Raw genomic sequence first — 25,863 nt, forward strand, 5'->3', positions numbered from 1 at the left:
GATCAGAAACGATAATTAAGATCAAAGACGATGCGCAATTCCTGCTCGCGCTCCCCGTCGTAAGGCCGGCTGATGCCGGTCAGCATTACACCCATGTCCAGCACATCGTTGCGGCGATAGCGCTGACCGTAGCCCAACGCCACCACGCCGCCGACGCCATGGCCACGCTGGCTGTATCCACCCGCCGCGACCGTGCCGATCTGCTCCCAGACGGTCTGGTAATGCCTGTACAGTGTGTGCGTCCCACGCAGCCCGGGCAGAACCATGAAATCGGAGCGCGGGTTGAAGTAGGGCACATCGCTGCCGCCACTATTGCGCTGGGCTGCCATCTCCAATGCGCCGTCAAGCTTGAAATGCGGGCCGGTGTAAAGACGCTCCCGTCCCTGCAGGCTCAGGCCTTGCCGATCATTGCCGTCACTGAAATGGGAGAACGCGGCCGACAGTCTCCATTCGCGCTGTTCATGAGCACGCCAGCGCACATACGCCTCGGCGCTATTGGATGAAATATCGCTGCGCAGGGCACGCAACGGCGTATTGCGGGACATTACTTCGCCTGCGACACCCAGTTGCCAGCGATCATCCACGTCATAGTCGACCGCCAGCCGCAGGCCCGGCTTGGTGCCGTGGCCATAGTTGTGGGACGACACCTCGCCTTCGACAGTCAGGTCCCTGCTGCGCCACTGCGCACCCGCCCGCAGCCATCGATAGTGCGCATCGCCTTCATCAAAAGTTCCCCGGCCATAGCCCCCACCCCCGAAAACCCGCCAGTTGTAATCAATGGGCGAGGAATAGACCACTGTATCGATGCCAAGGTCATGGCCGCCATACACCGGGCTATCGTTCGCCAGGCCCCGATAGCCGCTTACCCGCAGTTCGGGTTTGTTGTGGACCTCCCACTCTCTGCTCAACCTGCGCACATTCAGATTCTCGGGATACCGCTCATGCGTGTCGCGGCTCAACGCTTCGGCCTGGCGCCATTCTTGAAGGTCCATGGCGGTAAATCCCTGCCCGGTCTCCACCGCCACGCTGCGCGGCGCGAGGGTTTCGGCCATCTTGAGCAAGCGTTCGGATGAGCGCGGCAGCAGCCTGGAGCGATAGACCGTCGCGAGGTCGGCACGCAAACCCGTGTGGTTGGGCGCACTGCGAACCATTTCTTCCAGTTGCCGCTGCGCCGCCGGTGTGTCGTCAGCCTGCAGCCGCGCCGCCCCCTCCAGGCGGCGGCTCTGCAAGTACAAGTCATTGGGCATGGGCAAGGCCAGGCCCTTGTAGTACAGCCAGGGCGCATAACGCGACTCGGGCTCATCAATCACGCTGTCCGCATCGACGAACTGTTCATTCTCGGCATAGGCGTAGTACAGGCCGCTTTCAGTGTTGAACCGCTCCACCGTATCGGCCCGTCTTGTATCGTGACTTTGAGCAAGCCCGCGATAGAGATCGCGAGCCTTGTCCGGGTGACGCTCATACAAGTAGGCGGACGCAACATCGTTCAAGACATAGCTCGGCACAACCACGCCTTCGGCCACCAGCGCTTCGTACTCACGTATCACGTCCTTCATGCGCACTCGTGAATGCAGCGCACTCAACCGATCGATGCGCGCCCGGATGATATCCGCGCGCGCATCGGATCCAGGCTTTTCCCAGTCCTCGATCAGCGCCTCGTATCGGGCCAGTGTTCGGTCGGCGATGGCAAAACGTTCGGATTCGCTGCGCGACGGCATCGCGGAGATCCGCACTTGCTCCGCTACGGCATCCAGCTCCAGCCCGCGCATGTGGATATCGCTGAGCAGGTCCGGGTGCTTGCGGGCCTGCTCCAGAGCACTGCCGGCCAAGCGGGCGCGGCTCAGGGCGAAGACATATTCGCGCTGAACATCCCTGCTGCCCGGCGCAAGCTTCATCGCCTGGTCAGTGTGAAACAGAGCATCGTAGGGCTTTCCATCATGCGTGTATACGTAGGCCAGCGCCAGTTTCAGGCCGGGATTCCGCGGATGCCGCTTGATCCGGGCCAAACCGGTTTGCAAGGCATCGTCGACACGCCCGGCATCCGACAATGTCATGATTTCGCCTGCTGCAAATGCCGTTACATCCGGGTAACGCGCGGCGCCCTTGCGGAACAGCGCGATAGCCTGTGGCCAGCGCCTCAAGTCGCGATAGCTGCGCGCCGCGGCCAGCAGCGCGTCCGCAGGCATAGTGCGAGCTACGGGTATGGCCTCGTACGCCGTCACCGCTTCGGCTGGGCGGCCCGCCCAGCTTGCAATGGTGATGTGATCGTACACGGCGCGGGATGTGGTCCCGGGCTCATGCTTGCGCAGCATCTCGAGCGCCGGCCCATAATCGCCGTCGCGCGCCCTGGTGATCAGACGGTCATACTCCGACGAAAAGTCGGCCTGCGCCAAATACGGCACTCCCCACAACGAGACGGCGCATATGCCGCCTACCATGCAGGCTTGCCATCCAGTGCGCAGGCGGCAAAAGTAATTCGAACGTTTTCTGAACAGGAGCATCTATTTGAATCGCAGCTATAGGGCAACGGCTCATATCAATCTCCAATGATTGACAGTGATTTTTCAGCACTTGAGCCGGATTGCGACAAACGCTGGCCAGGGGGCAGGTCGTCGCGCATCGTTGGCGCGGTCGCGCCGTTATCCCCTGGCCCGCCCATTTGGGAGATGGGTTGGGAAGGACACAAGAGACTTCGTTTTGAAGCCGCTATTCTGGCGTAGCGAGGCTGTCCAAACTTATGCTTTTTGGACTAAACGTTTGGAATAATCACTATCGCCAAGACTCATATGTCAACGATGGTAAATTGGCGTGCCATCACTCCCGGCTGCCGCTCATACCAGCGGTCCGAGCCGCATATCGGAGCCCAAAAACCGAGGTCGGAGTGAATGCAGGCGGCTTATTGCGCGTGCTTGCGGAACGCCGAGGGCGCCTTTCCCCAGAACTTCCGAAACTCGGTCGAAAAGTTCGTGGCTCTTGAGTAACCCACCTCTGCCGCAATGTATGAGATATCCATCGTCGTTTGCGACAGAAGCAGCGCGGCTTTGCGCATACGCTCATGACGGACGAATTCAAATAAGCTCATTCCTGAACAGGCTTCGAAGGCCGCATTCAGGCGCCGCTCGGACACTGACAACATAGCGGCAAGCTCCGACGCATTCAATGGACTGTCCTGCCGTTCCCTGATGATCCGCGATGCAGCGGTAAACAAGGTCTTGTACGCGGCCGGCACGTTCGATTGCGCATCCATGTCGACGCGTGGAGCAGCTCCATCGGCAGGGGATCCCAGCCCGCGATCCCGAGCGATCTCCAGGTGAATGCGCACGCGCTCCAGCACTTCTTCGGGCTGGAATGGCTTGACGATATAGTCCACGGCTCCCGAGCGAAGGCCGGTAAGGCGATCTTCCAGCCCCTGATGCGCGGACAGGAAGAGGATGGGGATGCGCGCGGTGACCGGGTTGGCCTTGAGCATGCGGGCGACGATAAAACCGTCGGGATTGGGCATGCGCACGTCAAGCAATATCAAATCCGGCTTGTTGCTCACCGCCCGGGTGTAACCCTGAACCCCATCCATGGCGACCGTAATACGGTAGTCTTTGCTGCCCAGCACTTCGACCAGAAGACGAAGCTGTTCGGGATTGTCATCGATTAAAAGGATATGTTGCGGACTATCTTGCATGGGGGCCAAATGTTCTGTATCGAATTCGGCTCTTCCGCATAAGAAGGGCCTGGCGGGATGCCTATTAAACTTTTTTGAGGGCCAGGATTAATGAAGGCAATACCAATGTCCCCTGAATTCTATCCTAGGACTGACGATTGGGCGGCACTCGTAATGCCTCCAGCTCCTGCTGAAGCAAACGGGCAATTTCCCCTTGGCGTTTCAAGGGCATGCGTTCAGTCACCGCGCTGACGCTCATCGCCAGAACCGCATTTCCCCGTTCGTCCGTCAAGGCGCAACCGACACCCATTGCTCCGCGCACCGCATAGTTTTGCATCACCGCATAGCCGCGCAACTGTGCGTTCTTTCGCAAGCGATGGATGGTCTGAGGCGTCAGCCCTCCGTATTCTTCCAGTCTTAACGAATTGGATTCCACAACCTTGACAGCCAGATCGTCCGGCAAGCCGGCCAGCAATGCCATGCCCGCCGAGCCCACGCCAAGCGGATAGCGCTTGCCTGCATAGGTGGCGAGAATCTGGATGGGATAGTCACCGATTTCCCGATGAAGCGCTACGGACTCATCGCCTTCGCGCGTCACCAGAAAGATGGCATCGCCCAATTTACTGGCAAGCCTGCGCATTGCCGGAATAGCGCGCACCACAACTTCCCGGGTGGCGCTGTTATCCATGGTGCTGACGGCCAAAGACAGGCCTCCTTGTGCATCAGCAAAATATCGTCTTCCATTCTCGGCTTTTTTAACCCAGCCCGCCGACTCAAGAGACAACAGCAAGCGGTGTACTGTCGGCCTCTCGATTCCCGTGCTTCGAGCCAGGTCGGTCACGCGCACGCCTTCCGGGGCGGCTTCTTTTAGCGCCGCCAACAGGGCGAGGCCCCGCGTTAATGCCTGCGGCCCAGTCCTAATAGGTTTGTTCATGCAATGTCCTGTGATTTCTTAACCGTCTGGCCTATCCGCATTTTAAAGTTCGCATTGTGAACACATAATTAAAAAAAAATGATCGCTGTCCGTATCATAGTGCCGCAACACTTTGCCGTAAACCATCAAGGAACGAGTTATGAAATGCAATACGGAATTCCAGCGACGCCGAATGATCAACGTGGCGATTTTGTCCATAGCAACGCTTGCTGCGACTCTTTTTCAATCAAACCATGCGCGCGCAGCCTATCCGGACAAGCCCATCAGTCTGGTCGTCGGCTTCGCCGCGGGGGGGCCTACGGATGTCCTGGCTCGGGTTCTGGCTGCGGAAATTGGAAAAGACCTGGATCAGAGTGTTGTTGTAGAGAACAAGCCAGGAGCGGGGAGCAACTTGGCCGCACGGTACGTCGCCAGGGCCAATCCAGACGGCTACACCCTGCTGATGGTGGCCGTTACAAGCGCGATCAACCAGACGCTTTACTCGAATCCAGGCTTCAATCTTGCCACGGATTTCAAACCTGTCGCGCTTGGCGCGAAAGTTCCAAGCGTCCTTGTTGTCAACCCGGAACTGCCCGTCAAGACCGTTCAGGAGCTCGTGGATTACGCCAAGGCCAATCCCGGCAAGTTGAACTTTGGTTCATCCGGCAATGGCACATCCATTCACGTCGCCGGGGAAATGTTCAAATCCGAAGCCGGTATTGACGTGATGCATATTCCATACCGCGGCAGCGCACCGGCTGCGACAGCACTGGTTGGCGGCCAGATTTCCTTCATGTTCGATAACGTGCCGTCTATCTGGCCTTTTGTGGAAAGCGGGCGTCTACGCGCCTTGGCCGTCACGACCGCGGAACGGATCGATCGATCCCCCGATTTGCCGACCATGGCTGAATCGGGATTTCCCACATTCGATGTTTCGTCCTGGTATGGGCTGGCGGCGCCTGCGAACACACCGGATGAAATCGTCAAGCGCTTGAATGAATCGGTGCAGCGCGTGTTGTCGAAACCGGATGTGCAAGAGCAATTGAAGCGGCTGGGTGTGATGTACGAAAAAACCACTCCTCAATCGTTCGGTCAGTTCATTCAGGATGAAGTCGCCAGGTGGGCTCCCATCGTCCGGGCATCCGGCGCTCGTGTCGATTAAGAGCCAGATGAACATGAAATCACAGCTTGCTAAATCCGCTTTGGACGGGGTCGTCGTCCTGGATGCGTCACGTGTCCTGGCTGGACCGCTATCGGGCCAAATCCTTGGAGACCATGGCGCCGAAGTGATCAAGGTTGAATCTTTCTCGGGCGACGACACACGGCAGTATGGCCCGCCATCCGTCAATAACGACGCGCCTTACTACATCGGGCTGAACCGAAACAAGCAAGACCTTGCACTCGACCTTTCCGAGCCGTCCGGTCGCGACATGTTTCTTCAACTGCTGGGGCAAGTGGATGTCCTGATTGAAAATTTCAAGATCAGCACTTGGCAAAAGTGGGGATTTGACGATCTATCTGTACTGACCGAACGTTATCCAAGGCTGATCCATTGCCGCGTATCGGGCTTTGGAGAAGACGGCGAGTTCGGTGGCCTGCCCGGCTACGATGCGGCTGTTCAATCCCTGTCCGGGTTGATGTCCATCAACGGGACTCCGGAGCATGGTCCTGTGCGCATGGGCATTCCCATCGTGGACATCAGCACCGGAATGAATGCGGCCATGGGTGTCGCCTTCGCCCTGTATGAACGGGAAAAGTCCGGCCGGGGGCAGGCACTGGAGATCACTCTTTTTGATACGGCGCTGGGCATGCTGTATCCGCATACGGTCAATGTCCTGCATGGCGGTGTTGCCCAACGGACGGGCAATGGCCATCCCAACATCGTTCCTTACGATTTGTTCCCGACCAAAACGAACGACCTTTTCATTGCGATAGGCAATGATCGTCAGTTTGCCTCGCTATGCAAAGAACTGGGCAAGCCGGAACTGGCGCAGCAGCCCGAATACGCCACCAATCGCAAGCGTGTCACCCACCGAGTCCAATTGACCAAGGAGTTGACCGAAATGCTGTCCAAGTGTGATGCCAAGGCGCTCTTTCAGCGTTTGATGGACATTGGCGTGCCATGCTCCCCGATGCTGACGGTCGAGGAAGCGCTTGCATTGGACCACACGGAAACGCGAAAGATGCGTGTGGAAATTGGCGACTATCGAGCAACCGGCATTCCGATAAAACTGGCTCGCACCCCCCGCCAAGTACGTCTGACTCCCCCGGCAATAGGACAGCACAGCCGTGACGTCCTTAAGCGCTTCGGCTATTCCGATGACAGCATCGATACCGCAATGCGCGAAAACCTCATCAAATAAACATCATCAACCAATAACCCCAAATGAACGAAATGATTACGATACAAGAACACGGATCCGTCGCGCTGGTTACCTACGATCGCGGCGAAAAGCGCAACGCATTGTCATTGCAAGCCATGCAAAACCTGACAAAAACCGCGGAGCAATTTCGAGACCGGGTCGATATCTCGGTGGTGATTTTGGCAGGAAGCCCCTCGGCGTTCTCGGCCGGCGTCGACCTTAAAGACCCAGCACGCTGGGACATCGACGATAAATCACTTAACGAAAGGCGGCACATCGCAACGTGGGGCGGACGCATGTGCAAGGCATGGGAAGACCTCCCTCAACTGACGATCGCCGCTGTCGAAGGATTCAACGTCGGGGGCGGCATCGCGCTGACACTGGCGTGCGATTGGCGGGTCATGGCCGACAACGCCTTCCTATACGTGCCTGAAGTCCAAATAGGCATTCCACTGGGTTGGCATACCGTCCCCAGGCTGGTCAATATCGTCGGGGCGTCCCGCGCCAAGCAGATCATGCTGCTGGGCGAAAAAATGGACAGCGGCACGGCGGAAGCGTGGGGGCTTGCGGATTGGCTGGCTCCCCAGGGAGAGGCCGTTGCGACGGCACTGGCCCTGGGCCGGAAGGCGGCCGCGTCGCCGGGCTATGTCGTCAGGATGAGCAAGCAGAGCGTCAACGCATATGCCAACTCACTGAACTACGTCAGCACGTTCATGGATGTCGACCAAGCATTGCTGTGCAACGGCAGCGACGATGCGCGTGCCGCAAGAAGCCAGTTTGGCGGAAGCAAGACCTAAGCGGGCCGCCGCGTATGGCGGCTTCCCTTTGATCCGATGCCGCTTGAAAAATAGTGCGGCGTCAAATGCAAGTTAGTTACTCTACGGAGAAAGCGATGAATTGTTCCACAATCAAAACCGCCTTGATCGCCGCGGCGATGCTTGCGGCCTCGCCGGTTCAAGCCGGCTGGCCGGAGCGCCCCATTACCTGGGTGGTGCCGTTTGCGGCGGGTGGCCCCATGGATGTCATATCCCGTCCAGTCGCAAAGAAGATGAGCGAAGAACTGGGTGTGCCCATTGTCGTCGAGAACAAGAGCGGCGCCGGCGGCACCCTTGGGATTGCGGCGATTTCACGGTCCAAACCTGATGGCTATACGATAGGAATCGCCAGCATAGGGACTCAGGCAATAGCCCCGCATATCAATAAAACCGTTAGCTATGACCCGAACACGAGCTTCAGTCCGGTCGGCCTGCTTGGAAAGTACGTCAATGTGCTGATCGTCAATTCGAAATCGGAGTTCAAATCGGTAGCAAGCCTTACCGACGAAGCATCGGATAAATCCAGCAATTTGACGTTTGGCTCCGCTGGTAACGGTTCGTCCAATCATCTGTCAGGCGAATTGCTCAAACTGCTGACCCGTTCGCCCTACACGCATGTGCCTTATCGTGGAAGCGCGCCAGCGCTGACGGACCTGTTGGCGGGCAACATAACGTTTATGTTCGATACGCTGAACACCAGCATGGCCCACTTCAAGAACGGGACGCTGCGCCCACTGGCGGTTACCAGTCCCCAGCGCTCAAAATTCCTGCCTGATGTTCCGACCATGGACGAGGCCGGAGTCAAGGGTTATGCCGATACAGGCAGCGAACTGTGGTGGGGCGTTGTCGGCCCGGCGGGCATTCCGCCGGACGTATTGAAAAAGTTAAACAAGGCTCTGGTCAGCGCACTGGAAGCTAAAGATACACAAGAGCAGTTCGAGAATCAATATGTGGATGCCTGGCCAAGCTCATCCGAAAAGTTTGCGGATGTGGTGAAAAAAAGCCATGCCAGCTGGGGAAAAATCATAACAGAGGCGAATATACGTGTAGATTGAGCGTAAGGGATGATAGGCGGTATGGGGTGCTCATTATCGCGGCACTCCGCCGCTTGAAAACGATCCGCCCCACAGCCAGCATGGACGCCCCAGCTTACGCCAGCGCTCCGGCTATTTCCGCCGTAACCCTAAGAAATGCATCCATGTCTTCGGGCGTATGCACATGCAAAGGCGATACCCGTACGCCGCCCTTCAGCTTGAACGAGTCCAGCATGCGCTTGGAGTAGATACTGCTGGCAACCCGCTCGTAGACGATGACGCCGCGCCGCTCGTATTCCAGGACCGCCCGCGAGAATTCGAGGTCGCCAATGCCGATCATGATAATGAGATCGCGTTTACTCAGGTCGGGATGGTCCAGGTATACCGTTACTTTTGGAATTTGCCGCAACCCCTTGACCGCGCCTTCGCCATTCAATAGCCGCGATAGCAAGGCGCGCTCGTGCAGTTCGATTTGATTCATGCCGCTTTCGAACAAGGCACGACGATCCTGGGAACTGGTGAATTTTTCGCCCAGCCAGCATACATAGGACACAATTTCCGTGAGGGCCGCGAACTGCCACGGCACACCGCTGCCCAAGCCCCATGCGCCGGCGGGCTTTCCATGAAGCTTATGGTGCGGCAGCACTGCAGCCCGCTCTGACAGCCAGGCCATCCCCGAACCGCGCGCGCCAAAAAACTTGTACGGTGCAATATTGATGCCATCCACTGGCGTGCGCTGTAGATCGATCAACCCGTGGGGCGCATGCTGAACGGCATCCACAAGAATGTAAAGATCCGACTTGATGGCTCGCGCTTTCCGGACAATCGCCTCCAGGTCCAGTTTGGCGCCCGAAATATTGGATGCGTAGATAACGTTGAGCAAACATGTATCCTGGTCGATCAAGTCCACCAGTTCGTCGACATCGATGCCGCCCGTATCAGGATTGCTTTGCGCAACCCGCAGTGCCTTACCTGTGCGTTGAGCATAAATGGACATGGCATCGAACGACGACGGATGCTCCAGCGTGGTGGTCACCATGTTGGAGCCAGCAACGTTCTCCGCAATAGTTCGCACCATCTCGAACATAATCGCGGAGGCCGTCTGAGCCGTACAGACGCTACCGCCTTGCGCATTGAGCAGGCAGCGGAAATCCGCCTCGCCGGTCGCTTGAATATCTTGAAGATAACGTGCGACGGTATGAGCCCGCTCTATATTGTCGGGAATAGCATCCAGTTCCGCCATGCGTTCCAGCACGGATTTCAATCGAAAAGCGCCACCGGCATTATCAAAATACAAGCGTTTCTGCCCAGTATGGTCATGATCCACTTGGTGGAATCGAAGCTTGACTTCGGACATGATATCCGCGGGAAGAAACTGGCCTTGGGAAGATGACATACGATGCTCTCGACGTAGTTGGCGTTGCGAAACTACGGCGATTATGGAATCGATCCCCGTTTAAAGAAAGAGAGATTTTTATATAGGAACACATGAAATAAAGCGATGTGTCGGCGTTCTGCCGAGGATTCCCTTTATGAGTATGGAATCTATTTTTGGGATGAGAACGCCTGGAAGTTTCGCCGCAATCACTAGGTGTTATCCCGTATAGAGCACTATCCTCTTGTTCATTTCAAACCGGAGCAAGGGTCTTTACCGAGTGCCTAGCGAGTGCAGAAAATGCCTCCATGATATTGATTTATAAAAGCTTTATAAATACCCCCGTGCAAATTCGACTTTTACAGGCAAAGACATTCCCTGGGGGAATATTCAAGCTGAACATTAATTCCCTTTTTCATCCCTGAAACTTTTTGCATGATGCAGCCAATGGCCATGAAGGCATGCCGAAATAGCTTTGCAGCCGGCATCAAGACAAGACGCGACATGCTCAAGAAGACCGCGCGGCCATATCAGCCAGTTAATCGACAATAATCACCCATCTTCGGAGAGACTCATGAAACTCAAAGACACATTGAAAGCCACAGCCATGGTGCTGGCCCTGGGCGCCAGTTGCGCCGCTTCCGCCAACGCGCTGGACGATGTCAAGAGCCGCAACACGCTGGTCTGCGGCACACTGGGCACATCGGAGCCCTTCAGCTTCCAGGATCCCAAGACGCGCGAAGTCGTCGGCTATGAGGTCGATCTTTGCAAAGAGATAGCGGATCACCTGGGCGTGAAGCTCGAGGTCAAGATGATCTCTGTCGCAGCGCGTATTCCGGAACTGGTTGCCGGCCGCGTCGACGTTGTGGCGGCCAACCTGGGCTGGTCTCCGGATCGCGCCAAACAAATCGATTACAGCTATGCCGACTATGTCAGTCCGCAAAAAATCCTGATCCGCAGCGCCGATGCCGGCACGCTGAAGACACCCGCTGATCTGGCAGGCAAGCGGGTCAGCGCCGTCAGCGGTTCATCCTCCGAAGCAGGCGCGAAGCGGCTTATCCCTGACGTTACCACCGTGACGTTCAAAGATCCCCCAACCTCGTACCTGGCCCTGGTACAAAACAAGGTCTCCGGTTTTGTCGGCTCTGAATTGATGCTGCTGAAATTCAAGCAAGACTCCGATAAATCGGCCGTCAAGGCGGAAATCATCGACAAGGCCCTGTTCACCGAACCTTGGGGCATAGGCGTTCGCAAGGGCGAAAAAGAATTGCTGGCGGAAGTCAACAAGACCATGGCTCAACTGGAAGCATCGGGCAAGGCACAGACCATCTTCGACAAGTGGTTCGGCAAGGACACGAAGTTCTACACCAAGCGCGAATTCAAGTTTGAGGAAATCAAGGGTTAGTCGGAAAAAGGGGCGGTCGTTTCATGAACTACACACTAGATTTCGGTGCGTTGCTCAGCAACGGCTACCCCATGCTGATTCTTGGGGGCCTGATGACGACCCTCAAGATGACTGCGCTTGCCTGGCTATTGGCGTTCGGGCTGGGCAGCGTGCTTGCCATACTGCGCATGCTCGACCGCCGCCCCCTTAACTACATCATTACACTGTATGTGGCATTTCACCGCAACGTGCCCATGCTGGTGCATATCCTGCTTTGGTACTTTGGCGTCGCGGCGCTGCTGCCTATGGCGCTGAACGACGCCGTCAATCGGTGGGGAGGCGAGTTTCTGTTTTCGACGATTGCCATTGGACTGGTGACGGCGGCCTATGTCGCCGAAGATTTGCGCAGCGCGATCCGTGCCATTCCGGACGGCCAGTTGGAGGCGTCACGCTCATTGGGCCTGAGCTATATGCGCTCCATGCGTAAAGTCATTCTTCCCCAGGCATTCACCATCGCCATCCCGCCACTGACCAACCAGACGCTGCTGCTTTTCAAGAACACCAGCCTGGCCATGGCGATCGGCCTGATCGAACTTACCGGCGCGGGGCGCGAGATCGAATCCGCCACCTTCAAGACCTTTGAGGTCTATACCGTCGTCACGGCGCTTTATCTGGCTGTGTCCCTCCTGCTGATGTTCGGCGGGGCCTACATTTCCAAACACCGCGCCGCCGCGGCCAAACGCTGACAGGAGGGGCAATATGCTGGATATTCTTTCTGACAACTGGCTGCTCCTGCTGGTGGGCCAGTATCCCAACGGTGCGATGGGCGGCCTGGTGGCGACCGTCGGTTTGGCACTGATAAGCCTGGCACTGGCATTTCCGTTCGGCATCCTGCTTGCGCTGGGCCGAATCAGCACCATCCGCATTTTCTACTGGCCCAGCACCGCCATCGTCTATATCGTCAGGGGCCTGCCGCTGCTGATGTTTATTTTCTGGGCGTATTTTTTTGTGCCCATCATCATCAATCGGCCGGTGGGCGGCGCCACGACCATGATCGCGGCACTGGTGATCTATGAAAGCGCCTACTTGGCCGAGATCATCCGCAGCGGCATCCAGGCCCTGCCCGCGGGCCAGCTCGAGGCCGGCCGCTCGCTGGGCCTTAGCTATACCCAGACCATGCGGCGCATTATTCTGCCGCAAGCCTTGTACAACACCCTGCCAAGCATGCTCAGCCAGTTCATCTCGACAGTCAAGGAAACTTCGTTGGGGTTTGTGATCAGCGTCCATGAACTGACATTCGCCGCCGCCCAGGTCAACAACATGCTGCTGACCAAACCCTTCGAAGTGTTCGGACTGCTGGCGCTCACGTACTTCACACTCAATTTGATCCTCAGCGGTTTGGTGAAGCTGGTTGAAAACCGCATACAGATCAAACGCACAATGGTTGTTCAGGTGATCTAAATGATTCAATTCAAGAACGTAAGCAAATGGTATGGCGACTACCTGGCCCTTGACGATATCAACGCGCAGGTCAAGCAAGGGGAAGTCATCGTCGTATGCGGTCCTTCCGGTTCCGGAAAGTCAACCCTGATCCGCACCGTTAACCGCCTTGAGCCTATCCAAAAGGGCGAGATTTACGTGGACGACACGCCCGTCCACACCTGCCGCTCGATCGACGAGCTGCGCAGCCATATCGGCTTTGTGTTTCAGCAGTTCAATCTGTTTCCCCACATGAATGTCCTGGACAATCTGATGATGGCGCCGGTCATGCTTGGGCGAATGAACAAGAAGCAAGCGCAAGAGTCGGCGGAGACGCTGCTGGAACGGGTGGGCCTGTCTCACAAAGCCGGCGCGTTTCCCGCTCAGCTTTCCGGCGGCCAGCAGCAGCGCGTCGCGATTGCCCGGGCCCTGGCCATGCGGCCCCGTATCATGCTCTTCGACGAACCCACCAGCGCGCTTGACCCGGAGATGGTGAACGAAGTGCTGCTGGTGATGAAATCACTGGCCAAAGACGGCATGACCATGGTTTGCGTGACGCACGAAATGAACTTTGCCCGGGATGTCGGCGATGTCGTATGGTTCATGGACGCCGGCAAGATCGTCGAAACGGCGCAACCCGAGCAGTTCTTCACACAACCGGCCTCTGATCGGGCACGCAAATTCCTGTCCGATATCAAGCACTGATCATGTGGCAACCACTGTGCCGTAAGGCACGGCAAAATTGCAGCACTCCCGCGCCAGTTCCGCAATCTCCTGGTATAGCGCGCTGTTCATGTTTTTCAAGTACATCGAACAATATTGCGACTGGGGCGTGGGCTTGGTGGTTTGGGCGACGATCAGCTTTCTTTGCTGTACCAGGCTATAAAAATAGTCCACCGGCAGGCACGACACGCCAAAACCGGCAACCGTCAGGCCCGCCATCGCCAAGAGGCTATTGATCGTAAAAAGGTTTTGCTCCGCACTGTAGGGCTTCAGCCATTCATCATAAATGCCGTTAAGTCCTGACTCCTGATCCTGGCGAATCAGGAACATCTTCGAAATTTCCTCCGGCGTATATATCTTGTCGCCTGAAATGAACTCCGGGCTGCCCATCCAGGCAAACTTCAACACCCCCAGCGGCTCGGCCTCGAGCAAGGGGCCGCGCAGCTCGCCGTGCAAGAAGGCCATATCCAGACGCGCCTCAAGCAAGTTCTTATGCAGCTCGGCCGCCATGCCGATGATGGGCGTCACCTTCAGTTGCGGGAAGAATATTTTCAACTGGCGCATTAGATCGGGCAGCCAGGTCATGGCGGTGATTTCAGTGATCCCCAGGCGAAGCGTGCCCGAGAATGTGTGGTGTCCCTTGAGCCTGATCAGCATCACATCGCGCAGCGACAGCAGGCTGTCCGCCATCTCGAAGATTTCACGGCCCTTCTGGGTAATGACCGCCTTCTTCGACGAGCGGTCAAAAACCTGGATATCGAAATCGGCTTCCAGCTCTTTGATCCGTTTGGTAATCGCCGACTGCGTCGTATTGAGCTTGTCGGCCGCCTTGGCGAATCCGCCAAGCTCCACCACCCAATACAGCGCCTCGATCTGCTTGAACGTCAACATGGCATCACCTGCGCTATTCATCCCTACATAGTTTTCGGCCTTCGTATTCGGCCACTCGGGTCCCCGCCCGGGCCATCGCCGACTTCGCGGGGTTTTCGAATCATACGCGCTGATTGGCCCGCAATTGGCGCATAAGCGCATTTCTCATTCGATGCCGCCCCACAGCAAGAAACAAAAAAGCCCTTGCAAAGCAAGGGCTTGATATCGATTTTTGGTCGGGGCGACATGATTCGAACATGCGACTCCTGCGTCCCGAACGCAGTACTCTACCAGGCTGAGCTACGCCCCGATTACTCGTGAAGCTTGCCGCCGGGCATGTTCAGCAAGAAACAAAACCGGCAACAACGGGATTTACAGCTTACTACCTATCGCGTTCTACCGCGAAAGAACAAAATTCTAACAAAGATTCGCGATGAACGGAAACGGGGAAGCCGGCCAGGGCATCCCGGGCCAATCCGGCTTCGGCCACAGCGGCCTCGCGGGTATATTCCAGCGCCTGCGTATCCTGTATGGCGCGCGCCACGGCGACAAAGTCGGCATCGCCGGTGCGTATGGCATCCTGGATCAATGCTTTTTGCTGGGCGCTGCCCACTTCCATGACCCGGATGAGCGGCATGGTGGGTTTGCCTTCACGCAGGTCGTCGCCCACGTTCTTGCCCAGCGCCTCGGCGTCGCCGCTGTAATCCAGCACATCGTCGATCAACTGGAACGCCGTGCCGATGTGCCGGCCATAGGCGGCAGCGGCGGCTATCTGGTCCGGCGTCGCGCCGCCAACGATGGCGCCCACTTGAGCGGCAGCCTCGAACAGCTTGGCCGTCTTGTAGCGCACGACTTGCAAGTAGCGCTCCAGCGAAACATCGGGATCGTGGACGTTAAGCAGTTGCAGCACTTCGCCTTCGGCAATAACGGTGGTGGCCGCCGACAGGACCGACATGGCCGGCATGGAATCCGATTCGACCATCATTTCGAATGAGCGCGAATACAGATAATCCCCCACAAGCACGCTGGCCGCATTGCCGAATACCGCGTTGGCGGTGCTGCGGCCGCGGCGCAGGTCGGACTCGTCGACGACGTCGTCGTGCAGCAAGGTAGCGGTGTGGATGAACTCGACCACCGCAGCCAACAGATGATGCTTGCTTCCCTTGTAGCCCAGGGCATTGGCCACCATGAGCACCATGGCGGGCCGCATCCGCTTTCCGCCCGCTCCCACTATGTAGTCGCCTATCGTGCGGATCAGGACGACATCTGAATCGAGGCGCGCGCGTATTACCGCATCGACTGCCTTCATATCGTCTTCAATGGGGGCAATTAACTCGGGGAGATTCAAAGCGTGGTCCGGGTTCAAAGTTAGTGTTGATACGATCCTTCAGATCAAGGCTAGGATTATACGTGACGACTCCAAAGGCCGGCCCTGACCAAATTAGCGATAATGTGGGTTTTGCCACGATTTGTTCCTGGAGATTTTTGTGACTGCCAACGACCTGAGTACGCTGATTGGCCGCGCCGAACGTGTTTTGGCGCAGCTAGAGGCGTGGCTTCCCCCCGCCCCACCCGAAATCGACTGGACGGCGCATGCCTTCCGCTGGCGCAAGCGGGGCGCGCGCGGCTGGCTGGATGCGGTGCAGAATGTTTCCAGCATCAATATGCAGGATCTTCAGCACATCGAGCGGCAAAAATCCATCATCGACCGGAATACGCAGCATTTCCTGCACAAGAAGCCGGCCAATAACGTCCTGATGACCGGCGCCCGCGGCACCGGCAAGAGCTCTCTGGTCAAGGCCATGCTGGCCGCCTATGGCGATCAGGGTCTGCGCCTTATCGAGGTCGACAAGGCCGATATGGGCGACCTGGGCGACATCGTCGATCTGCTCAGCGTGCGGCCCGAACGCTTCATCATCTTCTGCGACGACCTGTCCTTCGAGGAAGGCGAGCCCGGCTACAAGGCCTTGAAATCGGTGCTGGACGGGTCGGTCAGCGCTTCGGGCGATAACGTGCTTATCTATGCCACGTCGAACCGCCGCCACCTGATGCCGGAATACATGAGCGAAAACCTTAGCGCCAAGCATCAGTCCGACGGCGAAATCCATCCTGGCGAAACCGTGGAAGAAAAGATTTCCCTGTCCGAGCGCTTTGGCCTGTGGCTGTCTTTCTACCCCTTCAAGCAGGACGACTACCTGGACATCGTGCACTACTGGCTGGCCGAGCATGGCTGTTCGCCGGCGGACATCGAAGCCTCGCGCACGGAAGCGCTGCAATGGGCGCTGGAACGCGGATCGCGCTCGGGACGGGTCGCACGCCAGTTCGCGCGCGACTGGGCGGCTCGCCATGTCTGAAAGCATGCCTGCAACGCCGTCGGATGCGGTCGCCGCGGCACCCGCCGCCAAACCCTTTATCAGGGTTGCGGCCGGTCTTATCCTGCGCCCCGACGGCCAGTTGCTGCTGGCCCAGCGGCCCAGCGACAAGCCCTGGGCGGGCTGGTGGGAGTTGCCGGGCGGCAAGATCGAGGCGGGCGAGTCCACTCTGGAAGCTCTGGCCCGCGAGCTTGACGAAGAGCTGGGCATACGGGTTACCGATGCCTCGCCCTGGGTAACCTATACCCACGAATACCCAAAAAATATCGTGGAACTGGCGTTTTGCCGCGTGTATGGCTGGACAGGCATACCCACCGGCCGCGAGAACCAGGAACTGGCCTGGGTCGACCCGAAAGCGGACTTGCCCGTCGGCCCCCTGCTGCCGGCGACCGAGCCGCCCATGCGCTGGCTGCAACTGCCCGAACAGTACCTGATCACATCCATCGGCGGCCAGCAGGGGCTTGCGCCCTACCTGGAAAAGCTGGCGCGAGCCTTGCAAACCGGCATCAGGCTGGTGCAGTTCCGCGAACCCTCCTGGATGGCTGTATCGGAGCACGATGCCTATGCCGCATTCAAGCGGATCGTGCAACTGTGCCATGACGCCGGGGCACGCTGCCTGGTCAACAGCTGCCATCCGGAAAGCTGGTGGGCGCAGGCCGATGGCGTGCATTTCCGCGCGGCCGATGCCCGGGCGCCGCTTGCCGCTACGTCGTCACCGCCAGGCGACGATGAGCACGCCGCATCGGCGGCCGCACGACTCCGGGCTAAAGTCCCTGGCCTGATTGCGGTGTCGGCGCACGATATCGCCGACCTGACGACGGCACGCGCCCTGGGCGCCGACTTTGCCGTGCTGGGCCATGTGCTGGATACGCCCTCGCATCCCGGCCAGCCTGGCATGGGGTGGGAACAATTCACCTTGCTGGCGGCCCAGGCCGGCTTGCCGGTCTTCGCCATCGGCGGGCAATCGCCCGCCACGCAAGCCGATGCGCGGCAACATGGCGCACACGGCATCGCCGGCATGCGCCACCTGATCGATCAGGGCTGAGGCAAGGCGGCGGCGTCCCAGCCTCCGCCCAGGGCCGCAATCAATTGCACGCTGGCCACCAGGCGCTCGGAGGCCAGCGACAGGGCGGCCCGCTCGGTGCTCAGGGCGGTGGTTTCGACCTGCACCACGCTCAGGTAGTCGATCAGCCCCGCTTCGTACTGGTTCTGCGTCAAGCGCAGGGATTCCCGGGCGGCAGCCAGTGCGCGGCCCTGTGTTGTCTGCTCTTGCCCCAACACATGCAGTTGCACCAGATAGTCTTCCACCTCGCGCAGGGCGGTCAGCACCGTCTGGCGGTAAGCCGCGACTTGCGCGTCGTAGCCGGCGCGCGCTTCCTTGACCTGCGCTTCGCGGGCCCCTCCATCGAAAATCGTCAAGGCAAGCGCCGGGCCCAGCGACCAGAAGCTGGCGGGCGCCGTCAGCCACTGCGCCCACTGGCCGCTGCGATAGCCCGCCTGGGCGCTAAGCGTCAGATCGGGGAACCAGGCCGCCTGAGCCACGCCAATGCGCGCGTTCGCTTCGGCGGTGCGGCGCTCGGCCGAAGCGACATCGGGCCGCCTTTGCAGCAATTGGGACGGCAGGCCAACGGGAATAGCGGGTACGGACGCCAAGGTCGTTGTGGGCTCCAGCGCGAATGCGGATGGCGCCTTGCCCAATAGCACGGCAATGGCATGTTCCAGCTGTGCTCGTTGCCAATCCAGGGCGAGCAGTTGCGTCCGGCCATTCTCCAGCTGCGTGCGCGATACCTCGACATCCGCCTGCGCCGCCACTCCCGCGTCATAGCGGTTCTGCGTCATTGTCAGCGAGCGTTCGTAGGCCGCCACCGTTTGTTGCAGCAGCCGCTTTTCAGCATCCATGACCCGCAGCCTGAAATAAGTCTGCGCCAGGGTTGATTGCATGCTTAAGCGCGTTACCGCGACGTCAGCGGCGCTGGCCTGCAAGCCGGCTCTGCTGGACTCCACCGACCGGCGCACCTTGCCCCATAGATCGGGCTCCCAGCTTACATTCCCGCTTAGGGTGTACTGATTCCCGGTGCTGTCGCCGCTGCCGGAAAACGAGCCTACGCTGCCATTGCCGCCGCTGCCGGACCGGGTGCTCGAAGCCGAAGCACCCAGCGTGGGGAAGAAACCGGAACGACTGGACTGCAGCAAGGCCTGCGCCTGGCGATACTGGGCTTCGGCCTGAATGATGTTCAGATTCTCTTCTTGCAAAGACTCCATCAGGCCGGACAGCACCGGGTCGCTGTACATCCGCCACCAATCGCCGCGCAATGCGGCATCACCCGGTTGCGCCGGCACCCAGCCCCGCCCGGCGGAATCGGCCGCGCTCGCCGGAGTGGCAGCCAACGCTTCCTTATAAGTCAGGCCCGTATCGACGGGAGGCCGCTCATAATCAGGCCCCACGGCGCAGGCGCCCAGCATCAGCGCCATCCCGGCGGCGGCCAGGCGCTTCACCGCGGTCCGGTTAAATCCATTCAGCGCAACGAGACTATCCATACTTTTCCAAATCCATAAAAACCGGACGGCATCCCGTCCAGGCCGCCTCATGCCGACGCTGCGGCGCTCACGCCGCGCTTGCGATTGGCCCAAAGGCGGAAGCGATCCAGATACAGATACACCACCGGCGTCGTATACAAGGTCAATATCTGGCTTAGAATCAGCCCGCCCACGATGGTCAGGCCCAGCGGCCGGCGCATCTCCACGCCGGCGCCCGTGGCCAGCACCAGGGGCAATGCGCCGAATAGCGCGGAAACCGTGGTCATCATTATGGGCCGGAAGCGCACCAGGCAGGCCTGGTAGATGGCTTCGCGCGAAGACAGGCCGTCCCGCCTTTCGGCCAGCAAGGCGAAGTCGACCATCATGATGGCGTTCTTCTTGACGATGCCTATCAGCAGGAATACGCCTATCAGGGCGATCAGCGAGAACTCCTCGCCCAGCATCAGCAAGGCCAGCAAGGCGCCGATTCCGGCGGAAGGCAGGGTCGAAAGAATGGTGATGGGGTGTACATAGCTTTCATACAGGATCCCCAGGACGATATACATGGTCAGCAAGGCCGCCAGTATCAGCCAGGGCTGCTGCGCCATGGATTCCTGGAGCGCCTGGGCCGTACCCTGGAAGCCCGCCTGTATCTGCTGGGTGGGCAGGCCGGTGCGCGCGACGGCATTCTCGATGGAGCGTGTGGCCTGCTCCAGCGAGACGCCCGGCGCCAGGCTGAACGAAATCGATTCCGCCGCGAACAGGCCTTCGTGGTTCACGCTAAGCGGCGCGCTGCCCACTTCGAAACGCGTAAAGGCGGACAGGGGAACGCGGCTGCCGTCCGCCGTAACCACCTGCACCTGCTTCAGCGATTCGGCATCCTGGGCGTAGCGCTGGTCCACGCCCATGACAACGTGGTACTGGTTCAGCGGGCCGTAGATGACCGAAACCTGCCGTTGGCTGAAAGAGTTATTCAAGGTGGAAGCGATCAAGGACATATTCACCCCCAGGCGGGTGGCCGCGTCGCGGTCTATGACCAGCTCGACGCGCCGCCCCTTGTCTTCGACATCGGTATCCACGTCCACCAGCTCAGGCAAGCCGGCCAACGCTCTCTGCACTTTCGGCAACCACTCCTTGAGCACGGCCAGTTCGCTGCCCATCAGCGAGTAATCATAGGATCCGCCACTGCTTTGGCGCCCTCCCACAAAGATGTCCTGTTGCGGCACCAGCGTAAGCCGCGCGCCCGGGACGCCCTGAAATTTTCCACGCAGGCGGTTGACGATCTCGGTGGCGCTGGCCTTGCGTTCGGCAAGGGGCTTGAGCTGTATCATCATGAAGCTGGAGTTGCTGCCGCCGCGTCCGCCCACGAAACCGGTCACGCTTTCGATGGCCGGATCCTGCATCAGGGTTTGCCGGAACCGATCCAGCTTGGGCCTCATGGCATGGAAGGATGTGCCCTGATCAACGCGGAAGAAGCCCAGCAGTTGCCCAGTATCCTGCTGCGGGAAAAAACCTTTGGGAACGACTGTGTACAGGTAGAAGTTGAGGCCTATGGTCGCCGCAAGCAGCAGCATCATGAAGCGGCCGTGGGCCAGCGCCCAGCCCAGCGAACGCTCGTAGCCGCGCCAGAAAAATGCCCCCACGCTGCGCCTTCGGCTTGCTGCCCCCCAAGGGGGCGCTTTTTGCCTTGGGGCGGCCCGGCGGCAAAAAAAAGCCCCCATAACCTGGAAGGCCCGCCTGAGCATGCCGGCGCGGCGCGGCTCGCGGGCGGGTTCGATCCGCAAGATACGCGCGCACATCATAGGGGTCAAGGTGACGGAAATCAGCAGGGACACCAATATGGACACCGACAGCGTAACGGCGAACTCCCGGAACAGGCGGCCCACCAATCCGCCCATGAGCAGCATGGGGATGAACACGGCGACCAGGGACAGGCTCATGGCCAGCACGGTGAAGCCCACCTCCCGCACGCCCCGGATAGCGGCCCGCAGCGGCGACATGCCCTTCTCGATATGGCGCATGATGTTTTCGAGCACCACGATGGCATCGTCGACCACGAAACCGGTGGCCACAATCAGCGCCATCAGCGAAATCGTATTCAAGGTATAGCCGAACCACAGCATAAGGCTGAAGGTGGTGATGAGCGAAGCGGGCACCGCTACGGCGGGGATCAGGGCGGCGCGTATATTGCGCAAGAACAGCAACACGACCAGCACCACCAGGACCACGGCGATCAGCAGCGTGATCTCGGCCTCGTGCAAGGATGCGCGTATGCTGGGCGTGCGATCCTGGGCGACGGTCAGCGCGACATGGGCCGGCAGCATGGCTTCGAACGCCGGCAATTGTTCGCGTATGGCGTCGACCGTTTCGATGATGTTGGCGTCGGCCTGGCGCCGGATGATCAGAAGAACGGCCGGGCTGTCGTTGAAGTAGCCGGCGTTGAACAGGTCCTCGACAGAATCCTCGACCTTCGCGACATCCTGCAGCCTTATCGGCGAGCCATCGCGCCAGGCCACGATCAGCGGCTTGTACTGTTCGGCCCGGTTCAGTTGCCCGCCCGAGCTGAGCTGCCAGTTGTAGCGGTCGTCCTCCACCACGCCGTTGGGGCGCATGGTGTTGGCGCTCGACAGGGCGGTTCGCACTTCATCCAGCGCCACGCCGGCGCTATTCAGCGCCTGCGGGTTCAGGCTGACGCGTATGGCCGGCAGCGAGCTTCCTCCGACCTCGACCTCGCCCACACCCGCCACCTGCGACAGTTTCTGCGCCAGCACGGTGGATGCCAGATCGTACAACTGTCCCTGCGTCGCCGTCTTCGAGGTCAGGGCCAGCACCATGACAGGCGCCGACGAGGGGTTCACCTTGTGATAGGTGGGGTTGCTGCGCAGGCTGGACGGCAGCATGTTGCGCGCCGCATTGATGGCCGCCTGCACGTCCCGCGCGGCGCTGTTGATGTCCCGGTCCATGTCGAACATCATGAAGATGCGGGTCGAGCCTTCGGTGCTGCGCGAACTCATTTCGCTAAGTCCCGCAATCGACCCCAATGACTGCTCCAATGGGGTCGCCACGCTGGACGCCATGGTTTCAGGACTGGCTCCCGCCATCTTGGCCGAGACCGATATCATGGGGAAATCCACCTGCGGCAAAGGGGCTACGGGCAGGAACAGGAAGGCCAGCCCGCCCGTCAGCACCAGCGCCGCGCACAATAGCGTGGTGGCGACCGGCCGCATGATGAATAAGGAAAACAGCCTCATGGAGCTAGCCCGCCATCGGCCTCGCGCGTCTTGTGGTACGTGCCTGCGCGCCGCGCCAGCCGATCGAACATCAGGTAGATGACGGGCGTGGTGAACAGCGTCAGGATCTGGCTGCACAACAGCCCGCCCACCATGACCAGTCCCAGTGGCTGGCGCAGCTCGGAGCCCGAGCCCGTTGCCAGCATAAGCGGTATGGCGCTGAATAGCGCCGCCAGCGTGGTCATGAGTATGGGCCGAAACCGCAGCAGTGCCGCCTCATGTATGGCCGCCCTGGGCGCCAGCCCACGGGTGCGTTCGGCATCCAGCGCGAAGTCGATCATCATGATGGCGTTTTTCTTGACGATGCCTATCAGCAGAATGATTCCGATGACGCCGATCATGTCCAAATCCGATCCACTGATCAGCAAAGCCAGCAAGGCGCCTATCGCCGCCGAAGGCAGGGTGGACAGTATCGTGATTGGATGAATATAGCTTTCATACAGAATGCCCAGAACAATGTACATGGCGGCGACCGCCGCCAGCATCAGCCACAGGGTGCTGGACAGGGAAGCCTGGAAGGCGCGCGCCGCTCCCTGGAAGCGCAAATCCAGCGAAGCGGGCATGCCCAGCTCGGCCTGCGCGGCCCGTATCGATTCCACGGCGTCCGACAAAGCCATGCCGGGCGCCAGGTTGAACGAAATGGTGGTGGCGGGAAACTGCCCCAAGCGCTCTATGGATAATAAAGAACTGGTTTCCTCGATGCGCGCCAAGCTGCTTAGCGGCACCGGCGTACCCGATGTGGTGGGCACATAAATCTGGCCAAGGGCACGGGGATTCCGCCTGAACTGGGACGCTACCTCGAGCACCACGCGGTACTGTGCCGATTGAGTAAAGATGGTGGATATCTGCCGCTGCCCGAAGGCGTCGTACAGGGCATCGTCGATAACCGCGTTGCTGACGCCCAGACGGGCCGCCGCGTCGCGATCGATGACCAGCGTGGTCTGCAGACCACCGCCCTGCAGGTCATCGACCACATCGCGCAATCCCGGCACCTCGCGCAGCGCATCCACCAGCCTGGGGGTCCACTCCAGCAGGATGCCGTGATCGGGATCGGACAGGGTCATCTGGTATTGCGTACGGCTTACGCGATCCTCCACCGTCAGATCCTGGACCGGCTGCATGAACACCTGGATATCGGGCAACGCGGCAAGATCCGCAGCCAGCCGGTCGATAATGGCTTGGGCATTCGCCGAGCGCTCGCCCAGCGGCTTCAGCGCAATCTGCATGCGCCCGGTATTCAGCGTGGCATTCGTGCCGTCTATGCCGATGAACGAGGACACCGCCTGGACATCGGGATCTTTCAGTATGCGATCTACCGCCTGCTGCTGGCGCTGCGCCATCGACGCGAAGGAAACCGTTTGCGGCCCCTGGCTTATGGCCTGGATCAGGCCGGTATCCTGCTGCGGGAAGAAGCCCTTGGGCACCACCGCGTACAGCAGGCCGGTCAGCAACAGGGTGCCCAGGGCGACCCATAGCGTGGCGCGTTGATGCGCCAGCACCCATTGCAGGCCTTTATCGTAGGAATGGATCAGGTCGTCCATCCATATGCCGGCTTTCCGCTGGAAGCGCCCATACTTCATTTCCGATTCGGGCCGCAGCAAGCGCGCGCACATCATGGGGGTAAGCGTCAGTGAAATCGCCAGCGACAGCAATATGGCGACCGCCAGCGTGATCGCGAATTCGCGAAACAGCCGGCCTATGACATCGCTCATGAACAGCAGAGGAATCAGCACGGCGATCAGGGACAGGGTCAGCGATACCAGCGTAAAGCCGATTTGCGACGCGCCTTTCAAGGCGGCCTTCAGCGCGCTCTCGCCCTCTTCGATATGCCGCGCGATGTTCTCGATCATGACGATGGCGTCGTCGACCACGAAACCGGTGGCGATGGTCAACGCCATCAGGGTCAGGTTGTTGATGCTGAATCCGGCCAGATACATGATGCCGAAGGTCCCGACCAGGGACAGGGGCACCACCACGCTGGGAATGAAGGTGGCCGTCCAGCTGCGCAAGAACACAAAGGTCACCAGGACCACCAGAATAATGGCCAGGATCATTTCGTACTGAACATGGTCGATCGAATCGCGTATGGTCTGCGTACGGTCGGTGGCGACGCTGATCTCGACGCCCACGGGCAGGGCCTGCTTCAGCGATGGCAGCATGGCCTTGACGCGATCCACGACCTCGATCACATTTGCGCCGGGCTGGCGCTGGATATTCAGCAGGATGGCCGGCGTGGTCCCGATCCAGGCTGCCTGCCGTATGTTCTCGGCGTCCTGGCGGGCATCGGCAACATCGCGAAGCCGCAAAGGCGCACCGTTCTCGTAGGCGACGATCAGTTGCTCGTAGTCCTGGACGGAACGCAATTGATCGTTGGCATTGATGGTGGTGGAACGCTCGGGACCATCCAGATTGCCCTTGGGCTGATTGACGTTGGCGCCTACGATGGCCGTACGCAGGCTGGCCAGCGTCAGGTTGTGGGCCGCCAGCGCTTCCGGGTTGGCCTGGATACGCACGGCGGGCCGCTGCCCGCCGGCAATGCTGACCAGCCCCACGCCCGATATCTGCGACAGCTTTTGCGCCACGCGTATGTCGATCAGGTCGCGCACCTGATACAGGGGCAGCGTCGGGGAAGTCACGGCCAGACTGATGACCGGGGTATCGGCCGGGTTCACCTTGTTATAGATGGGCGGGGCCGGCAAATCGTTGGGCAGCAGGTTGGAAGCGGCATTGATGGCGGCCTGCACTTCCTGCTCGGCCACGTCCAGCGGCAAGTCCAAATCGAACTGCAGCGTGATCAGCGACGAACCGCCCGAGCTGGACGAGGTCATCTGAGTCAAGCCGGCCATCTGGCCGAACTGGCGCTCCAGCGGCGAGGTTACCAGCGCCGTCATGACGTCGGGGCTGGCTCCGGGATACAGCGTCGTTACCTGAATGGTCGGATAATCGACCTGCGGCAATGCCGATACCGGCAACAGCCGATAAGCCAGCAAGCCCGAGATAAGCAGCGCGACCATGGCCAGCGTCGTGGCCACGGGCCGCAGGATGAACAGGCGCGACAGATTCACGGCCTGGC

The 25,863-nt window shown here is 59.6% G+C and carries 19 protein-coding genes and 1 tRNA gene; 10 read left to right on the forward strand and 10 right to left on the reverse strand.

The window, feature by feature from the left end:
* Window positions 1-2 precede the first annotated feature (2 nt).
* The 3 genes from pgaA to V0R37_RS11580 all read right to left on the reverse strand — a co-directional run bounded on the left by pgaA (window position 3) and on the right by V0R37_RS11580 (window position 4,589).
* Entirely contained in the window at window positions 3-2,438 is a 2,436-nt protein-coding gene (gene pgaA / locus V0R37_RS11570; protein ID WP_420374657.1) for a poly-beta-1,6 N-acetyl-D-glucosamine export porin PgaA, read from the reverse strand.
* Window positions 2,439-2,896: 458 nt separating this feature from the next.
* Window positions 2,897-3,676: a response regulator transcription factor gene (locus V0R37_RS11575; RefSeq protein ID WP_420374658.1), complete on the reverse strand. Its 780-nt coding sequence runs from the start codon at window positions 3,674-3,676 to the stop codon at window positions 2,897-2,899.
* Window positions 3,677-3,800: 124 nt separating this feature from the next.
* Window positions 3,801-4,589: an IclR family transcriptional regulator gene (locus V0R37_RS11580; protein WP_420374659.1), complete on the reverse strand. Its 789-nt coding sequence runs from the start codon at window positions 4,587-4,589 to the stop codon at window positions 3,801-3,803.
* A 139-nt stretch (window positions 4,590-4,728) separates the two neighbouring features.
* Here V0R37_RS11580 and V0R37_RS11585 point away from each other — a divergent pair, with 139 nt between their 5' ends.
* From V0R37_RS11585 to V0R37_RS11600, 4 genes are all read left to right on the forward strand, one after another.
* Window positions 4,729-5,730: a Bug family tripartite tricarboxylate transporter substrate binding protein gene (locus tag V0R37_RS11585; protein WP_420374660.1), complete on the forward strand. Its 1,002-nt coding sequence runs from the start codon at window positions 4,729-4,731 to the stop codon at window positions 5,728-5,730.
* Window positions 5,731-5,743: 13 nt separating this feature from the next.
* The gene (locus V0R37_RS11590) at window positions 5,744-6,931 is read left to right on the forward strand and encodes a CaiB/BaiF CoA transferase family protein (protein ID WP_420374661.1); all 1,188 of its coding nucleotides are present in this window, start codon (window positions 5,744-5,746) and stop codon (window positions 6,929-6,931) included.
* Between the two features lie 32 nt (window positions 6,932-6,963).
* Window positions 6,964-7,728 carry an enoyl-CoA hydratase/isomerase family protein gene (locus tag V0R37_RS11595; protein ID WP_420374662.1) on the forward strand — a complete coding sequence of 255 codons (765 nt, stop codon included), beginning with the start codon at window positions 6,964-6,966 and terminating at the stop codon, window positions 7,726-7,728.
* Between the two features lie 95 nt (window positions 7,729-7,823).
* The gene (locus V0R37_RS11600; protein ID WP_420374663.1) at window positions 7,824-8,801 is read left to right on the forward strand and encodes a Bug family tripartite tricarboxylate transporter substrate binding protein; all 978 of its coding nucleotides are present in this window, start codon (window positions 7,824-7,826) and stop codon (window positions 8,799-8,801) included.
* A gap of 94 nt (window positions 8,802-8,895) precedes the next feature.
* Here the strand turns inward: V0R37_RS11600 and V0R37_RS11605 are convergent, their stop codons facing one another.
* A complete protein-coding gene (locus tag V0R37_RS11605; RefSeq protein ID WP_420374664.1) occupies window positions 8,896-10,176 on the reverse strand; it encodes an aminotransferase class V-fold PLP-dependent enzyme in 1,281 nt (426 codons plus the stop codon).
* 553 nt (window positions 10,177-10,729) lie between these two features.
* On the opposite strand from V0R37_RS11605, the gene V0R37_RS11610 reads away from it, so the two are divergent.
* From V0R37_RS11610 to V0R37_RS11625, 4 genes are read left to right on the forward strand one after another with little or no spacing between them, the layout of a single operon-like run.
* Window positions 10,730-11,560, forward strand: coding sequence for an ABC transporter substrate-binding protein (locus V0R37_RS11610; RefSeq protein WP_420374665.1), 831 nt, complete (start codon window positions 10,730-10,732; stop codon window positions 11,558-11,560).
* Window positions 11,561-11,583: 23 nt separating this feature from the next.
* Window positions 11,584-12,285, forward strand: a complete 702-nt coding sequence (locus tag V0R37_RS11615) for an amino acid ABC transporter permease (RefSeq protein ID WP_420374666.1) — start codon at window positions 11,584-11,586, stop codon at window positions 12,283-12,285.
* A 13-nt stretch (window positions 12,286-12,298) separates the two neighbouring features.
* Complete coding sequence (locus V0R37_RS11620; RefSeq protein WP_420374667.1) at window positions 12,299-13,000, forward strand: amino acid ABC transporter permease; 702 nt, start codon at window positions 12,299-12,301, stop codon at window positions 12,998-13,000.
* A complete protein-coding gene (locus tag V0R37_RS11625; protein WP_420374668.1) occupies window positions 13,001-13,723 on the forward strand; it encodes an amino acid ABC transporter ATP-binding protein in 723 nt (240 codons plus the stop codon).
* On the opposite strand, the gene V0R37_RS11630 is transcribed toward V0R37_RS11625, so the two are convergent.
* From V0R37_RS11630 to V0R37_RS11640, 3 genes are all read right to left on the reverse strand, one after another.
* Complete coding sequence (locus V0R37_RS11630) at window positions 13,724-14,632, reverse strand: LysR family transcriptional regulator (protein ID WP_420374669.1); 909 nt, start codon at window positions 14,630-14,632, stop codon at window positions 13,724-13,726. It lies immediately after the preceding gene.
* A gap of 212 nt (window positions 14,633-14,844) precedes the next feature.
* Window positions 14,845-14,921 (reverse strand) — tRNA-Pro (locus V0R37_RS11635).
* 72 nt (window positions 14,922-14,993) lie between these two features.
* A complete protein-coding gene (locus V0R37_RS11640) occupies window positions 14,994-15,959 on the reverse strand; it encodes a polyprenyl synthetase family protein (RefSeq protein ID WP_420374670.1) in 966 nt (321 codons plus the stop codon).
* Window positions 15,960-16,098: 139 nt separating this feature from the next.
* Here V0R37_RS11640 and V0R37_RS11645 point away from each other — a divergent pair, with 139 nt between their 5' ends.
* Window positions 16,099-16,965 (forward strand): ATP-binding protein, encoded by an 867-nt coding sequence (locus V0R37_RS11645; protein WP_420374671.1) that lies wholly within the window; start codon window positions 16,099-16,101, stop codon window positions 16,963-16,965.
* Window positions 16,958-18,028, forward strand: coding sequence for a Nudix family hydrolase (locus V0R37_RS11650; protein WP_420374672.1), 1,071 nt, complete (start codon window positions 16,958-16,960; stop codon window positions 18,026-18,028). Before V0R37_RS11645 ends, V0R37_RS11650 begins: the two co-directional genes overlap by 8 nt.
* Here V0R37_RS11650 and V0R37_RS11655 read toward each other — a convergent pair.
* Genes V0R37_RS11655 through V0R37_RS11665 form a run of 3 tightly spaced genes read right to left on the reverse strand, consistent with a single transcriptional unit; the run spans window position 18,019 to window position 25,855 of the window.
* Window positions 18,019-19,521, reverse strand: coding sequence for an efflux transporter outer membrane subunit (locus V0R37_RS11655; protein ID WP_420374673.1), 1,503 nt, complete (start codon window positions 19,519-19,521; stop codon window positions 18,019-18,021). The two genes, V0R37_RS11650 and V0R37_RS11655, sit on opposite strands and share 10 nt — an antisense overlap.
* A gap of 47 nt (window positions 19,522-19,568) precedes the next feature.
* Window positions 19,569-22,751: an efflux RND transporter permease subunit gene (locus V0R37_RS11660; protein WP_420374674.1), complete on the reverse strand. Its 3,183-nt coding sequence runs from the start codon at window positions 22,749-22,751 to the stop codon at window positions 19,569-19,571.
* A complete protein-coding gene (locus V0R37_RS11665) occupies window positions 22,748-25,855 on the reverse strand; it encodes a multidrug efflux RND transporter permease subunit (protein WP_420374675.1) in 3,108 nt (1,035 codons plus the stop codon). Before V0R37_RS11665 ends, V0R37_RS11660 begins: the two co-directional genes overlap by 4 nt.
* Window positions 25,856-25,863: the final 8 nt, after the last annotated feature.

The organism is Pollutimonas rozaliensis (assembly GCF_048751585.1).
Taxonomy (GTDB): domain Bacteria; phylum Pseudomonadota; class Gammaproteobacteria; order Burkholderiales; family Burkholderiaceae_B.

What these genes read in the sequence shown, in the direction of transcription:
- V0R37_RS11625 (WP_420374668.1), top strand. Translation starts at nt 13,001, where the DNA reads ATGATTCAATTCAAGAACGTAAGCAAATGGTATGGCGACTACCTGGCC.
- V0R37_RS11620 (WP_420374667.1), top strand. Translation starts at nt 12,299, where the DNA reads ATGCTGGATATTCTTTCTGACAACTGGCTGCTCCTGCTGGTGGGCCAG.
- V0R37_RS11605 (WP_420374664.1), bottom strand. Translation starts at nt 10,176, where the DNA reads ATGTCATCTTCCCAAGGCCAGTTTCTTCCCGCGGATATCATGTCCGAA.
- V0R37_RS11610 (WP_420374665.1), top strand. Translation starts at nt 10,730, where the DNA reads ATGAAACTCAAAGACACATTGAAAGCCACAGCCATGGTGCTGGCCCTG.
- V0R37_RS11585 (WP_420374660.1), top strand. Translation starts at nt 4,729, where the DNA reads ATGAAATGCAATACGGAATTCCAGCGACGCCGAATGATCAACGTGGCG.
- V0R37_RS11595 (WP_420374662.1), top strand. Translation starts at nt 6,964, where the DNA reads ATGATTACGATACAAGAACACGGATCCGTCGCGCTGGTTACCTACGAT.
- V0R37_RS11655 (WP_420374673.1), bottom strand. Translation starts at nt 19,521, where the DNA reads ATGGATAGTCTCGTTGCGCTGAATGGATTTAACCGGACCGCGGTGAAG.
- V0R37_RS11660 (WP_420374674.1), bottom strand. Translation starts at nt 22,751, where the DNA reads ATGAGGCTGTTTTCCTTATTCATCATGCGGCCGGTCGCCACCACGCTA.
- V0R37_RS11615 (WP_420374666.1), top strand. Translation starts at nt 11,584, where the DNA reads ATGAACTACACACTAGATTTCGGTGCGTTGCTCAGCAACGGCTACCCC.
- V0R37_RS11650 (WP_420374672.1), top strand. Translation starts at nt 16,958, where the DNA reads ATGTCTGAAAGCATGCCTGCAACGCCGTCGGATGCGGTCGCCGCGGCA.
- V0R37_RS11590 (WP_420374661.1), top strand. Translation starts at nt 5,744, where the DNA reads ATGAAATCACAGCTTGCTAAATCCGCTTTGGACGGGGTCGTCGTCCTG.
- pgaA (WP_420374657.1), bottom strand. Translation starts at nt 2,438, where the DNA reads ATGGTAGGCGGCATATGCGCCGTCTCGTTGTGGGGAGTGCCGTATTTG.
- V0R37_RS11580 (WP_420374659.1), bottom strand. Translation starts at nt 4,589, where the DNA reads ATGAACAAACCTATTAGGACTGGGCCGCAGGCATTAACGCGGGGCCTC.
- V0R37_RS11575 (WP_420374658.1), bottom strand. Translation starts at nt 3,676, where the DNA reads ATGCAAGATAGTCCGCAACATATCCTTTTAATCGATGACAATCCCGAA.
- V0R37_RS11630 (WP_420374669.1), bottom strand. Translation starts at nt 14,632, where the DNA reads ATGTTGACGTTCAAGCAGATCGAGGCGCTGTATTGGGTGGTGGAGCTT.
- V0R37_RS11600 (WP_420374663.1), top strand. Translation starts at nt 7,824, where the DNA reads ATGAATTGTTCCACAATCAAAACCGCCTTGATCGCCGCGGCGATGCTT.